The sequence below is a fragment of the Pseudomonas sp. NFACC32-1 genome (assembly GCF_900101215.1).
GTDB lineage: Bacteria > Pseudomonadota > Gammaproteobacteria > Pseudomonadales > Pseudomonadaceae > Aquipseudomonas.
Genome location: NZ_FMUL01000003.1, coordinates 187,959 through 200,600, shown reverse-complemented (window position 1 = coordinate 200,600; position 12,642 = coordinate 187,959). Strand labels below are relative to the sequence as shown.

Sequence of the window (12,642 nt, the reverse complement as noted above, 5' to 3'; positions counted from 1 at the left end):
CATGGCGACGATCAAGGATGTAGCGGCGCTCGCGGGGATTTCCTATACCACGGTGTCCCATGTGGTGAACAAGACGCGACCGGTCAGCAAGGAAGTACGGCTCAAGGTCGAGGAGGCCATCGCGCGCCTCGACTACGTGCCCAGTGCGGTAGCCCGTTCGCTCAAGGCCAAGACCACGGCCACCATCGGCCTGCTGGTGCCCAACAGCCTGAACCCATACTTCGCTGAACTGGCCCGGGGCATCGAGGATTATTGCGAGCGCAACGGTTACTGCGTGATCCTGTGCAACTCCGACGACAACCCGGACAAACAGCGCAGTTACCTGCGAGTGCTCCTGGAGAAACGCATCGATGGCCTGATCGTCGCTTCCGCTGGCGGCGATGTCGGCCTGGCCGAGGGACTGGCCAGCGTGCGTACGCCCATGGTCATCGTCGACCGTGGCCTGGACGGCCTCGAGGCGGACCTGGTGCGCATCGACCACGAGTATGGCGCTTACCTGGCCACCCGGCACTTGCTGGAGTTGGGCCACCGTGACATCGCGTTCATCGGTGGCCCGGCGGACACCAGCGTGGCTCAGATGCGCCAGGCCGGATACTGCCGGGCCCTGGAGGAGGCGGGGATCGAGCTGGCGACCGGGCGCATGCTCGATAGCGATTTCACCAGCACCGGCGGCTATCGCGCGGCGGCCAGCCTGCTCGAACACCAGCCGCCCAGTGCGATCTTCGCGGCCAACGACATGATCGGCATCGGTGTGCTGCGGGCCGCCGCGGAACGCAATGTGCGGGTGCCCAGCGAACTGTCGGTCATCGGGTTCGATGACATCCAGATGAGCCGGTATGTCTATCCGGCATTGACCACGGTAGGGCAGTCGATCCTGCAGTTGGGCGAGATGGCGGCCGAGGTGCTGCTGCGGCGTATCGCTACGCCCGCGCTCGCCACCGAGCAACGGATCGTCACGCCCAGCATTGTCTTGCGAGAGTCGACCGCGCCGTTGTCCGGTGCGTTCGCCCAATACCGCTGAACCGAATTGATGAGTGATGATGTATGCCAGCAAAAGTAGTGGTGATAGGCAGCCTGAACATGGACCTGGTGACCCGGGCGCCGCGTCTGCCCCGGGGAGGGGAGACGCTGATCGGTGAATCGTTTTCCACCATTGCAGGCGGTAAGGGTGCGAACCAGGCCGTGGCCGCAGCGCGCCTGGGGGCGCAGGTCGCCATGGTCGGTTGCGTGGGCAGCGACGCCTATGGCCAGCAGTTGCGCGGCGCGTTGGTGAACGAAGGCATCGATTGCCTGGCGGTCAGCGTCGTGGAAGGTTCCAGTGGCGTGGCGCTGATCGTGGTCGATGACAACAGCCAGAATGCGATCGTGATCGTCGCCGGAGCCAACGGCGCGCTCACTCCAGCGGTCCTGGACGGTTTCGACGAGGTGCTGCAAAGCGCCGACGTCATCGTCTGCCAGCTGGAAGTCCCGGATGCCACCGTCGCCCATGTGCTCAAGCGCGGCCGTGAGCTGGGCAAGATCGTCATCCTCAACCCGGCACCGGCCTCCCACGCATTGCCGGCCGACTGGTACGCCTGTGTCGACTACCTGATTCCCAACGAAAGCGAAGCCGCCATGCTGAGCGGTTTGGCGGTGGACTCCCTGGAAACCGCCGAAGCCGCCGCGGCGCAATTGATCGGTGCCGGCGCGGGCAAGGTGATCGTGACGCTGGGCGGCCAAGGGTTGATGTTCGCCAACGGTTCGAGTTTCGAGCACTTCCCGGCGCCGCGGGTCAAGGCCGTGGACACCACGGCGGCGGGGGATACCTTTGTCGGCGGGTTCGCTGCCGCCCTGGCCAATGGGAAAAGCGAGGTGGAGGCCATTCGTCTCGGTCAGGTGGCCGCCGCGCTGTCGGTCACTCGCATCGGGGCACAGCCCTCCATTCCCACGTTGCAGGAAGTACAGGCTTTCGAATCATGAAAAAGACTCCGTTATTGAATGTGGCCCTCTCTCGGTTGATCGCTTCCCTCGGTCATGGCGACAAGGTGGTCATTGGTGATGCCGGCCTGCCCGTACCGCCGCAGGTCGAGTTGATCGACCTGGCCCTGACACCTGGAATTCCCGATTTCATCAGCACGCTGAAGGTGGTGCTCAGCGAAATGCAGGTGCAAAGCCATGTGCTGGCCGAGGAGATCTACGATAAGCAGCCGTCGGCCCTGGCGGCGCTCGAGACGCTTCATGCCCAGAATGCGCTGGGGACGCGGGAATTGGTCAGCCATGAGCAATTCAAAGCCCTTAGCCGACAAGCTCGGGCGATCATTCGCACAGGAGAATGCTCTCCGTACTGCAACATCGTGCTGATCGCCGGAGTAACGTTCTAACTGCCGAGTTCTGTCAAACCCTGCACAAGGAGTGCGCCATGCACCGCTATGCTCAGAAAATGCGCCAACTGTTTCGGAGTCTGCTGCTGTTGTCACTGATCACTGCTACAAGCGCCCAGGCGGCGGAAAAGATCGATCTGATCATCGACACCGATCCCGGTGCCGACGATGTGGTTGCCCTGCTGTTCGCCCTGGCCTCTCCCGAAGAGCTGCATATCCGTGCCCTGACCACCGTTGCGGGCAACGTGCGCCTGGACAAGACCTCCCGCAATGCTCGCCTGGCCCGGGAGTGGGCTGGCCGCGAAGACGTTCCGGTCTATGCCGGCGCGCCCAAGCCGATGATGCGTACCCCCATCTATGCGGAAAACATCCACGGCAAGGAAGGCCTGTCGGGAGTCACCGTGCATGAGCCCAGGAAAGGGCTGGCCAAGGGCAATGCGGTCAACTACCTGATCGATACCCTCAAGGCGGCCAAGCCCCACAGCATCACCATCGCCATGCTCGGGCCGCAGACCAACCTGGCCCTGGCGCTGATCCAGGAGCCAGACATCGTTCAGGGCATCAAGGAAGTCGTGATCATGGGGGGTGCCCATTTCAACGGCGGCAACATCACGCCGGTGGCTGAATTCAACCTGTTCGCCGACCCGCAGGCGGCCGAAGTGGTAGCCAAAAGCGGGGTGAAACTGACCTACCTGCCACTGGACGTTACCCACAAGATCCTCACCAGCGAAGCGCGCCTGAAACAGATCGCCGCAGTGAACAACAATGCCAGCAAACTCGTAGGCGATATTCTCAATGAGTACGTCAAGGGCGACATGGAGCACTACGGCATGAGCGGTGGCCCGGTGCATGACGCCACGGTGATTGCCTACCTGCTCAAGCCTGGGCTGTTTACCGGCCGTGCGGTCAATGTGGTGGTGGACAGTCGCGAAGGCCCGACATTCGGGCAGACCATCGTCGACTGGTACGACGGCCTGAAGGCACCCAAGAACGCATTCTGGGTGGAAAACGGCGATGCCCAGGGTTTCTTTGACCTGTTGACCGAGCGTCTGGCGCGCCTCAAGTAAAGCGTCCTGGCCTACCCGCAGGCTTGTCCCGCGGGAAAGGCCTGCGTTTCAGTCCGTGGCCAGGCTGGCGTCGATGAGAGTCGGGTAGCGTTCGAATGCCTGTTGGATGAAATTCCGCGCGACCTCCGTCCCCAGTTCCCTCACCAGCAACTCGATGCCGATGATCGCCAGCTCCTCGGGACTGCCCGGGCTGTAGGAACTATGGCCCTCCAACCATTTGGCGTTGATGGTGGCTTCGATGCTGACGATGCTCATGATGGCGGCCCGTGACGTGGGAGGTGTGTAGGCTGAGTTAACCATTTTTGCCCCAGCTTTTGCACTGCGACTTAGGCATCAGGATGGGGCTGTGCGACACTTGTTTTTTGATTGCTCAAGGACCTTTTCCGTGCAGATCGATTTGAACGCACCTGACGGGCTGACCCTCGAGGCGGTTCGTCGGTTGCTGGCGTCGGCCAGCGACGACGAGCACACCCAGTTGCGCGTGACCAAGGCCGGGATTGCCTATCTGTCCTCGGGCGTGGTGGGTGGCACCGACATCGACGGCTTGCTGTTTCGGCTCGAGACGTGGGCGAAAGGCTCGGGATACGTCGGGCGGGTCGCGGCCAGTGATGAGGTCTGGGTCATGCAAATCTACAATGCCCTGAAGGAAAACTGGCCGAGTCCGCCCTTCGACTATATCGATGTCTACTGACGCTATTCATATTCAGTCACGATTCATCCCTGAACAGCGGCCCCGGCTCAGGCAAACTGCCGTTCTCCGATGAAGGCATGCTGATGGCTCCGGTGTGAAACCAAGTTTCGTTTGGGTTGTCGCACGCTCTCTCTAACATCAAGAAAAGGAGGCTTCATGCCTTGGAAGCTCGCGTCATTGAGCACTGTACTGGCTGCCGTCGTGTTGAGCGGTTGCAGCAGCACCGCTGAAACCACCGCTGACCCTGTGGCAGGTGAGGCGGGGAGTGGGCGCTGCGAAGCGAAGGCTGCCGAGTTCGCCATCGGTAAACAGGCTTCGCCGCAGTTGCTGGAGCAGGCCCGCAGCCGTTCCGGCGCGCAGGTAGCCCGGATTCTCAAGCCCAACGACATGATCACGCTCGAGTACCGCTCCGATCGGCTGAATCTCAATACCGATGCCAAGCTGGTAGTCAATCGGGTGAACTGCGGCTGAGCCACAGGTTTCGACCGCCCATAAAAAACCCCGTCACATGGACGGGGTTTTTTAGCGCGCCGAGAAATTACTCTGGGCGAACCTGTGCAGCTTGCATACCCTTTTGGCCTTTCTCAGCCACGAAGGAAACGGTCTGGCCTTCTTTCAGGCTTTTGAAACCGTCAGCTTCGATAGCTTTGAAGTGTACGAACAGGTCGTCACCGCCACCTTGAGGAGTGATGAAGCCGAAGCCTTTTTCATCGTTGAACCATTTAACGGTGCCGGTTTGGCGATTAGACATGGTGTATCTCCAAGAAACATATATTTTCAGTAGTGCTGTGCTGCTCAGGCCAACTGGGCACACCGGAGTATCATAGTCGAAATGTTCGATTTGGGAGCCCCCCGGACGTGCGGTTTGCCAATCAGTCGTGTTTTCCCTATCCCCTTGATTGGCTGGAGGCCCCGGTTTTAAAGGCTTTCAGTCGAATGTAAAGAGGATAAAAAAAGCTGTAAAAACAGCGAAAAAAGTACGGAAAAGCGATTTTTCGACGGGTTTTATCGCTCCCCATTCGCTGAAATAACCCAGCATTCAATTATTTTTTGGTGTTGCTGCCGGCCTTGCAGGAAGCGATCTGGCCCAGTGCCTTTTGCTGCAGGTCTTTGCTGGCCTTGTTGTCCATCAGCGCCTGGATATCCTTGGCCGGGTAGGATTTGATTGCATCGGCGCCACAGGCGCAGTGGGATTTCGCGGCGGCGGCTCCGATCTGTGGCGCGGCGGCTTCAATGCACTGGGCCATGTATTTTTCACGTTCGCCCTTGGGCCATTCGGCGTGGGCGGCCAGCGGGAGCAGCAGGGCGAGGGGGGCGACTACTGTCAATAGGGTATTCAGACGCATGCTGGGATGCTCCTTTTACGGTCAATGTCTTGTTATCTGAGGCGTCATGGGCGTTTCAGTTCAGCACTCTGGCATAAAATCCGGCACGAGGCTGCGAATAACCCTCGCATCAATCGGACGCGGCGATGACCGTTCATCTGTGCTAGCATGCCGGGCTCGGGTATTTTCAGGCGCCGGACTCCGACAGGTCTCGGTGGCGACAAATGTTCGAAACAACCCTGATTTGAATCCCAGTCACTCTGGTTTGGTTTCCCGGTTGGCCGAAAGGCTCCTGCCGCTGTAAGGCAGGCGTTCATCATTGAATGGCCTGGACTGGATCTTGTACTGGCTCATCCCAACCCACGTGACCTTTGGTAGGGGTCACCACTAGGAGAGGAGGCGCCATGCCAACTATTACTCTTCCCGACGGCAGTCAACGCTCATTCGATCATCCGGTCTCCGTTGCCGAGGTCGCCGCATCCATCGGCGCAGGCCTGGCGAAGGCCACCCTGGCCGGCAAGGTCAACGGCAAGCTCGTCGACGCCAGCGATGTCATCGACAGCGACGCCACGCTGCAAATCATCACGCCCAAGGACGAAGAGGGGCTGGAGATCATTCGCCACTCTTGCGCGCACCTGGTCGGTCACGCCGTCAAGCAGCTATACCCGACCGCGAAAATGGTTATCGGGCCGGTCATCGACGAAGGCTTCTATTACGACATCGCCTTCGAGCGTCCTTTCACGCCGGACGACATGGCGGCCATCGAACAGCGCATGCAACAGCTGATCGACAAGGATTACGACGTCATCAAGAAAGTCACCCCGCGTGCCGAAGTCATCGAAGTCTTCAAGTCCCGTGGCGAGGACTACAAGCTGCGTCTGGTGGAAGATATGCCGGACGAGCAGGCCATGGGCCTGTACTACCACGAAGAATATGTCGACATGTGCCGTGGTCCGCACGTGCCCAACACCCGTTTCCTGAAATCCTTCAAACTGACCAAGCTGTCCGGCGCCTACTGGCGTGGCGACGCGAAGAACGAGCAGTTGCAACGCGTCTATGGCACCGCCTGGGCCGACAAGAAGCAACTGGCGGCCTACATCCAGCGCATCGAGGAAGCCGAGAAGCGCGATCACCGCAAGATCGGCAAGCGCCTGGGCCTGTTCCACACCCAGGAAGAGTCGCCGGGCATGGTGTTCTGGCACCCGAACGGTTGGACGATGTACCAGGTGCTCGAGCAGTACATGCGTCAGGTCCAGCGTGAAAACGGCTACCTGGAAATCAAGACGCCGCAAGTAGTGGACCGCAGCCTGTGGGAGAAATCCGGGCACTGGGCCAACTACGCCGACAACATGTTCACCACCCAGTCGGAAAACCGCGACTACGCCATCAAGCCAATGAACTGCCCATGCCATGTGCAGGTGTTCAACCAGGGCTTGAAGAGCTACCGCGAACTGCCGATGCGTCTGGCCGAGTTCGGTGCCTGCCACCGGAACGAGCCGTCGGGTGCGCTGCACGGCATCATGCGGGTGCGTGCGTTCACCCAGGACGACGCGCACATTTTCTGCACCGAAGAGCAGATGCAGGCCGAATCCGCCGCCTTCATCAAGCTGACCATGGATGTCTACCGTGATTTCGGCTTCACCGAAGTCGAGATGAAGCTGTCCACTCGTCCGGAAAAGCGTGTCGGTTCCGATGAGCTGTGGGATCGCGCCGAAGCGGCACTGGCGGCTGCCCTCGACAGCGCGGGCCTGGCGTACGAAGTGCAGCCGGGCGAAGGGGCGTTCTACGGTCCGAAGATCGAATTCTCGCTCAAAGATTGTCTCGGTCGGGTCTGGCAGTGTGGTACCTTGCAGCTCGATTTCAACCTGCCGATCCGTCTGGGCGCCGAATACGTGTCCGAAGACAACAGCCGCAAGCACCCGGTCATGCTTCATCGCGCGATCCTAGGTTCCTTCGAGCGCTTCGTCGGGATTCTGATCGAACACTACGAGGGTGCGTTCCCCGCGTGGCTGGCGCCGACCCAGGCAGTGATCATGAATATCACTGATAAACAGGCAGATTTTGCCGCCGAGGTCGAAAAAACTCTCAACCAAAGCGGATTTCGTGCCAAGTCTGACTTGAGAAATGAAAAGATCGGCTTTAAAATCCGCGAGCATACCTTGCTCAAGGTTCCCTTTCTTCTGGTTATTGGAGATCGGGAAGTCGAGATGCAGACTGTCGCTGTGCGTACTCGCGAAGGTGCTGACCTGGGCTCTATGCCCGTCGCCGAATTCGCCGAGTTCCTCGCGCAAGCGGTTTCCCGGCGTGGTCGCCCAGATTCGGAGTAATTATTATTAAGCGTGAAATGAGACAAGATAAACGAGCTGCACCGAAAGCCCCGATCAACGAGAATATCTCGGCACGCGAGGTTCGGTTAATTGGCGCTGACGGCGAGCAGATTGGCATCGTCTCGATTGATGAAGCGCTTCGTATTGCTGAAGAAGCCAAGCTTGATCTGGTAGAAATTTCCGCCGATGCAGTCCCACCGGTTTGCCGGGTCATGGACTACGGCAAGTCGATCTTCGAGAAGAAGAAGCAGATTGCCGCGGCGAAGAAGAACCAGAAGCAGATTCAGGTAAAAGAAATCAAGTTTCGTCCAGGGACGGAGGAAGGGGATTACCAGGTAAAACTGCGCAACCTGGTACGTTTCCTGAGTGACGGGGACAGGGCCAAGGTATCCTTGCGATTCCGCGGCCGTGAGATGGCCCACCAGGAGCTGGGGATGGAACTCCTCAAGCGGGTCGAACAAGACCTGCTCGAGTACGGTTCGGTCGAACAGCATCCTAAGATGGAAGGACGCCAGCTGATCATGGTCATCGCCCCGAAAAAGAAGAAGTAATCACCAGGGCACGGCAGGCCTTGCGATTATGTTTATCAACTGAATGCGGAGTATCCGAACATGCCAAAGATGAAAACCAAAAGTGGTGCTGCCAAGCGGTTTCTGAAAACTGCTAACGGCATCAAGCACAAGCACGCTTTCAAGAGCCACATCCTGACCAAAATGTCGACCAAGCGTAAGCGTCAACTGCGCGGTAGCAGCTTGCTGCATCCGTCTGACGTGGCAAAAGTCGAGCGCATGCTGCGCCTTCGTTAATTTTTGGATCAAGAATAGAGGAAGTAACTCATGGCTCGTGTAAAGCGTGGCGTCATTGCCCGTAAGCGTCACAAGAAAATTATGAAACTTGCTAAAGGCTACTACGGTGCGCGTTCCCGCGTATTCCGTGTTGCCAAGCAAGCCGTAATCAAGGCAGGCCAATACGCCTACCGTGACCGTCGTCAGAAAAAACGTCAGTTCCGCGCTCTGTGGATCGCTCGTATCAACGCTGGTGCGCGTATCAACGGTCTGTCCTACAGCCGCCTGATCGCTGGCCTGAAAAAAGCGTCGATCGAAATCGACCGCAAGGTTCTGGCTGATCTGGCAGTGAACGAAAAAGCGGCGTTTGCTGCGATTGTCGAGAAAGCTAAAGCCATCCTGGCTTAAGTACCCCCGACAGTCACCGAGGCCCACCTCTGTGGGCCCAGGTGCCAAACGTCTTAAATAGGGGAAGAGCCTTAAAGCTCTTCCCCTATTTTGTATCTGGAGTCTGTACATGGAAAACCTGGATGCGCTGGTCTCTCAAGCACTAGAGGCTGTGCAAAGCGCTGAAGATATCAATGCCCTGGAGCAAATCCGGGTTCACTACCTTGGCAAGAAGGGCGAGTTGACCCAGGTGATGAAGACCCTGGGGAACCTGCCGGCCGAAGAGCGTCCGCAGGTCGGTGCGCTGATCAACGTTGCCAAGGAGCGTGTCACAGAGGTCCTCAATGCGCGCAAGGCGTTGTTCGAGGAGGCGGATCTGGCCGCCAAGCTCGCCGCCGAGTCCATTGACGTGACCCTGCCTGGCCGTGGCCAGACTTCCGGAGGCTTGCATCCGGTGACCCGGACCCTGGAACGCATCGAGCAGTTCTTCACTCGCATCGGCTACGGCATCGCCGAGGGGCCCGAGGTCGAAGACGATTATCACAACTTCGAAGCGCTTAACATCCCGGGCCATCACCCGGCCCGTTCGATGCACGATACCTTCTATTTCAATGCCAACATGCTGTTGCGCACCCATACCTCGCCGGTACAGGTCCGCACCATGGAGTCCAAGCGTCCGCCGATCCGCATCGTCTGCCCGGGGCGTGTGTACCGTAGCGACTCGGATATCACCCATTCGCCGATGTTCCACCAGGTCGAAGGCCTGCTGGTGGATCGCGATATCAATTTCGCCGACCTGAAAGGCACCATCGAAGAGTTTCTGCGGGTGTTCTTCGAAAAAGAGCTGGCCGTGCGTTTCCGCCCTTCGTACTTCCCGTTCACCGAGCCATCCGCTGAAGTCGACATGGAATGCGTGATGTGCAGCGGCAAGGGTTGCCGGGTGTGCAAGCAGACCGGCTGGCTGGAAGTCATGGGCTGCGGCATGGTTCATCCCAATGTGCTGCGCATGTCCGGGATCGATCCGGAAGAGTTCTCGGGCTTTGCCTTCGGTATGGGGGTCGAGCGCCTGGCCATGCTGCGTTACGGTGTGAATGACTTGCGCCTGTTCTTCGACAACGACTTGCGGTTCCTCGCGCAATTTCGCTAGGGCTTGTACGAAAAGTCGCCGAGCGGCGATCAGGCAAGGCGAAAACAGGCGAGGAGGATGAGTTTACTGGTTGTAAATGAGCATCCGAGCCTGTTTTAAACGCAGCATGGTCGTCGCGCAGACACTTTACGTACAACGCCTAGGTCGCGGTAACGAATCTATTAGGAGAACAGGATGAAATTCAGTGAACAATGGCTGCGTGGCTGGGTTAGCCCGCAGGTAAGCCGGGACGAGCTGGTCGCTCGTCTGTCGATGGCCGGCCTTGAGGTCGATAGCGTGACGCCGGCCGCCGGCGAATTCAGCGGTGTGGTGGTGGGTGAGGTGTTGAGCACCGAACAGCACCCGGACGCCGACAAATTGCGGGTTTGCCAGGTCAGCAATGGCGTGGAGACCTTCCAGGTGGTCTGCGGCGCGCCAAACGTGCGTCCAGGCCTGAAGATTCCGTTTGCGATGATCGGTGCCGAGCTGCCGGGCGACTTCAAGATCAAGAAGGCCAAGCTGCGTGGCGTCGAGTCCAACGGTATGTTGTGCTCTCAGGCCGAGCTGCAGATCGGCGAAGGGAATGATGGCCTGATGGAGCTGCCGGCCGATGCGCCGGTGGGCCAGGACATCCGCGAATACCTGGACCTGGACGATGCCAGCATCGAGGTCGACCTGACTCCGAACCGTGGTGACTGCCTGTCCCTGGCCGGCCTGGCCCGCGAGGTCGGTGCCCTGTATGACGCCCCGGTGACCCGTCCCGTGGTCGCCTCGGTCCCGGCCGTGCACGATGAAGTGCGTTCGGTCGAAGTACTGGCGCCAGCGGCCTGCCCACGTTACCTGGGTCGAGTGATCCGTAACGTCGACCTGTCGAAGCCGACGCCACTCTGGATGGTGGAGCGTCTGCGTCGCGCCGACGTGCGCAGCATCGATGCCGCGGTCGATATCACCAACTACGTGATGCTGGAGTTGGGGCAGCCACTGCACGCCTTCGATCTTGCCGAAATCAACGGCGGCATTCGCGTGCGCATGGCCGAAGAAGGTGAGAAGCTGGTCCTGCTGGACGGTCAGGAAGTCACCCTGCGTAGCGATACCCTGGTGATCGCCGATCATACCCGCGCGTTGGCGATTGCCGGCGTGATGGGCGGCGAACACAGCGGCGTTGGCGAATCGACTCGCGATGTGTTCCTTGAAAGTGCCTTCTTCGACCAGATCGCCGTGGCGGGCAAGGCCCGTTCGTACGGCCTGCATACCGATGCGTCGCACCGCTACGAGCGTGGCGTGGACTGGCAACTGGCCCGTGAAGCCATGGAGCGCGCCACTGGCCTGCTGCTGGATATCACGGGTGGCGAAGCCGGCCCGATCATCGAAACCGTCAGCGAACAGCATCTGCCTCGGATTGCGCCGGTCACCCTGCGCGCCCAGCGCATCTCCCAGATGCTCGGCATGGACATGGATTCGGCCGAAGTCGAGCGCCTGCTGGGAGCCCTGGGCCTGAACATCAGCGCCGACGGGGCAGGGCAATGGCGCGTCGAGGTGCCAAGTCATCGCTTCGATATCAGTCTGGAAGTCGACCTGATCGAAGAGCTGGCCCGCCTGTACGGCTACAACCGCCTGCCGGTTCGTTACCCCCAGGCTCGCCTGGCTCCCCAAGCCAAGGCCGAGGCCCGTAGCGACCTGCCGGAGCTGCGTCGCCTGCTGGTGGCGCGCGGTTATCAGGAAGCGATCACCTACAGCTTCATCGATCCGCGCCAGTTCGAACTGTTCAACCCGGGCGTCGAGCCGCTGCTGTTGGCCAATCCGATCTCCAACGACATGGCGGCCATGCGCTCGTCCCTGTGGCCTGGCCTGGTCAAGGTGCTTCAGCACAACCTGAACCGCCAGCAGGATCGCGTGCGTCTGTTCGAAAGCGGCCTGCGCTTCGTCGGTCAGCTGGAAGGCTTGAAGCAGGAGCCGATGCTGGCCGGCGTCGTTTGTGGCAGTCGCCTGCCGGAAGGTTGGGCCCAAGGTCGCGATGGCGTGGACTTCTTCGACGTCAAGGCTGACGTTGAGGCCGTGCTGGGCTTCGCTGGCGCCCTCGACGCCTTTACTTTCGTACCTGGCAAGCATCCGGCGCTGCACCCTGGACAGACCGCGCGCATCGAGCGGGAAGGGCGCGAAGTCGGTCATATCGGTGCCATTCACCCAGAACTGTCGAAAGCGTTGGGGCTGGATCGCCCTGTCTTTGTCTTCGAACTGGTCCTGAGCGAAGTGGCCCTGGGTAAAATGCCTGAATTCCAGGAGTTATCGCGCTTTCCTGAAGTGCGTCGTGACCTTGCCTTGCTGGCTGATCGCGAGGTTGCCGCCAGTGCCGTACTGGACGTAATCCGTGAAAATGCAGGTGAATGGCTGACGGACCTCAGGCTATTTGACGTGTATCAGGGTAAAGGCATTGATCCGCATAGAAAAAGCCTTGCAGTCGGCTTGACCTGGCAGCATCCATCGCGCACTCTTAACGACGATGAGGTGAATACCGCAACGCAGAACATCCTCACCTCGCTCGAACAAAGGTTGAACGCCACGTTAAGGAAGTGA

General features: G+C 59.6%; 15 protein-coding genes. 12 read left to right on the top strand and 3 right to left on the bottom strand.

Annotated features, from left to right (window positions below; translation table 11 throughout):
* The first annotated feature begins 1 nt into the window (after position 1).
* From BLP99_RS07115 to BLP99_RS07100, 4 genes are read left to right on the top strand one after another with little or no spacing between them, the layout of a single operon-like run.
* On the top strand, positions 2–1,021 hold the full coding sequence (locus BLP99_RS07115) for a LacI family DNA-binding transcriptional regulator (protein WP_072392529.1): 1,020 nt from the start codon (positions 2–4) through the stop codon (positions 1,019–1,021).
* Between the two features lie 23 nt (positions 1,022–1,044).
* Positions 1,045–1,959: a ribokinase gene (gene rbsK / locus BLP99_RS07110; RefSeq protein ID WP_092180019.1), complete on the top strand. Its 915-nt coding sequence runs from the start codon at positions 1,045–1,047 to the stop codon at positions 1,957–1,959.
* The gene (rbsD, locus tag BLP99_RS07105; RefSeq protein WP_072392535.1) at positions 1,956–2,360 is read left to right on the top strand and encodes a D-ribose pyranase; all 405 of its coding nucleotides are present in this window, start codon (positions 1,956–1,958) and stop codon (positions 2,358–2,360) included. The genes rbsK and rbsD overlap by 4 nt, the downstream gene beginning before the upstream one ends.
* Positions 2,361–2,398: 38 nt before the next feature.
* A complete protein-coding gene (locus BLP99_RS07100) occupies positions 2,399–3,427 on the top strand; it encodes a nucleoside hydrolase (protein ID WP_072430655.1) in 1,029 nt (342 codons plus the stop codon).
* Between the two features lie 48 nt (positions 3,428–3,475).
* On the opposite strand, the gene BLP99_RS07095 is transcribed toward BLP99_RS07100, so the two are convergent.
* Positions 3,476–3,682 carry a hypothetical protein gene (locus BLP99_RS07095; protein ID WP_072392541.1) on the bottom strand — a complete coding sequence of 69 codons (207 nt, stop codon included), beginning with the start codon at positions 3,680–3,682 and terminating at the stop codon, positions 3,476–3,478.
* A 130-nt stretch (positions 3,683–3,812) separates the two neighbouring features.
* Between BLP99_RS07095 and BLP99_RS07090 the strand changes: the two genes are divergently transcribed.
* Together BLP99_RS07090 and BLP99_RS07085 are read left to right on the top strand one after the other, a co-directional pair.
* Positions 3,813–4,118, top strand: coding sequence for a hypothetical protein (locus BLP99_RS07090; protein ID WP_072392544.1), 306 nt, complete (start codon positions 3,813–3,815; stop codon positions 4,116–4,118).
* A gap of 156 nt (positions 4,119–4,274) precedes the next feature.
* Positions 4,275–4,589: an I78 family peptidase inhibitor gene (locus BLP99_RS07085; protein ID WP_072392547.1), complete on the top strand. Its 315-nt coding sequence runs from the start codon at positions 4,275–4,277 to the stop codon at positions 4,587–4,589.
* Between the two features lie 67 nt (positions 4,590–4,656).
* Here the strand turns inward: BLP99_RS07085 and BLP99_RS07080 are convergent, their stop codons facing one another.
* Together BLP99_RS07080 and BLP99_RS07075 are read right to left on the bottom strand one after the other, a co-directional pair.
* The gene (locus BLP99_RS07080) at positions 4,657–4,869 is read right to left on the bottom strand and encodes a cold-shock protein (protein WP_017904083.1); all 213 of its coding nucleotides are present in this window, start codon (positions 4,867–4,869) and stop codon (positions 4,657–4,659) included.
* Between the two features lie 292 nt (positions 4,870–5,161).
* Positions 5,162–5,464, bottom strand: coding sequence for a hypothetical protein (locus tag BLP99_RS07075; protein WP_072392549.1), 303 nt, complete (start codon positions 5,462–5,464; stop codon positions 5,162–5,164).
* A 383-nt stretch (positions 5,465–5,847) separates the two neighbouring features.
* On the opposite strand from BLP99_RS07075, the gene thrS reads away from it, so the two are divergent.
* From thrS to pheT, 6 genes are all read left to right on the top strand, one after another.
* Positions 5,848–7,770, top strand: coding sequence for a threonine--tRNA ligase (thrS, locus tag BLP99_RS07070; RefSeq protein WP_072392551.1), 1,923 nt, complete (start codon positions 5,848–5,850; stop codon positions 7,768–7,770).
* Entirely contained in the window at positions 7,770–8,321 is a 552-nt protein-coding gene (gene infC, locus BLP99_RS07065) for a translation initiation factor IF-3 (RefSeq protein ID WP_169432615.1), read from the top strand. The genes thrS and infC overlap by 1 nt, the downstream gene beginning before the upstream one ends.
* 60 nt (positions 8,322–8,381) lie before the next feature.
* Positions 8,382–8,576 carry a 50S ribosomal protein L35 gene (gene rpmI, locus BLP99_RS07060; protein ID WP_002553160.1) on the top strand — a complete coding sequence of 65 codons (195 nt, stop codon included), beginning with the start codon at positions 8,382–8,384 and terminating at the stop codon, positions 8,574–8,576.
* A 30-nt stretch (positions 8,577–8,606) separates the two neighbouring features.
* Entirely contained in the window at positions 8,607–8,963 is a 357-nt protein-coding gene (gene rplT, locus BLP99_RS07055) for a 50S ribosomal protein L20 (protein WP_072392553.1), read from the top strand.
* A gap of 109 nt (positions 8,964–9,072) precedes the next feature.
* Positions 9,073–10,089: a phenylalanine--tRNA ligase subunit alpha gene (gene pheS / locus BLP99_RS07050; protein WP_072392557.1), complete on the top strand. Its 1,017-nt coding sequence runs from the start codon at positions 9,073–9,075 to the stop codon at positions 10,087–10,089.
* A gap of 174 nt (positions 10,090–10,263) precedes the next feature.
* A complete protein-coding gene (pheT, locus tag BLP99_RS07045; protein ID WP_072458211.1) occupies positions 10,264–12,642 on the top strand; it encodes a phenylalanine--tRNA ligase subunit beta in 2,379 nt (792 codons plus the stop codon).

Bases quoted from the DNA above. Each gene is read 5' to 3' on its own strand.
- pheS (WP_072392557.1), top strand. From the start codon at position 9,073: ATGGAAAACCTGGATGCGCTGGTCTCTCAAGCACTAGAGGCTGTGCAA.
- rpmI (WP_002553160.1), top strand. From the start codon at position 8,382: ATGCCAAAGATGAAAACCAAAAGTGGTGCTGCCAAGCGGTTTCTGAAA.
- BLP99_RS07115 (WP_072392529.1), top strand. From the start codon at position 2: ATGGCGACGATCAAGGATGTAGCGGCGCTCGCGGGGATTTCCTATACC.
- BLP99_RS07085 (WP_072392547.1), top strand. From the start codon at position 4,275: ATGCCTTGGAAGCTCGCGTCATTGAGCACTGTACTGGCTGCCGTCGTG.
- rbsK (WP_092180019.1), top strand. From the start codon at position 1,045: ATGCCAGCAAAAGTAGTGGTGATAGGCAGCCTGAACATGGACCTGGTG.
- BLP99_RS07100 (WP_072430655.1), top strand. From the start codon at position 2,399: ATGCACCGCTATGCTCAGAAAATGCGCCAACTGTTTCGGAGTCTGCTG.
- BLP99_RS07095 (WP_072392541.1), bottom strand. From the start codon at position 3,682: ATGAGCATCGTCAGCATCGAAGCCACCATCAACGCCAAATGGTTGGAG.
- BLP99_RS07075 (WP_072392549.1), bottom strand. From the start codon at position 5,464: ATGCGTCTGAATACCCTATTGACAGTAGTCGCCCCCCTCGCCCTGCTG.
- BLP99_RS07080 (WP_017904083.1), bottom strand. From the start codon at position 4,869: ATGTCTAATCGCCAAACCGGCACCGTTAAATGGTTCAACGATGAAAAA.
- pheT (WP_072458211.1), top strand. From the start codon at position 10,264: ATGAAATTCAGTGAACAATGGCTGCGTGGCTGGGTTAGCCCGCAGGTA.
- rplT (WP_072392553.1), top strand. From the start codon at position 8,607: ATGGCTCGTGTAAAGCGTGGCGTCATTGCCCGTAAGCGTCACAAGAAA.
- thrS (WP_072392551.1), top strand. From the start codon at position 5,848: ATGCCAACTATTACTCTTCCCGACGGCAGTCAACGCTCATTCGATCAT.
- rbsD (WP_072392535.1), top strand. From the start codon at position 1,956: ATGAAAAAGACTCCGTTATTGAATGTGGCCCTCTCTCGGTTGATCGCT.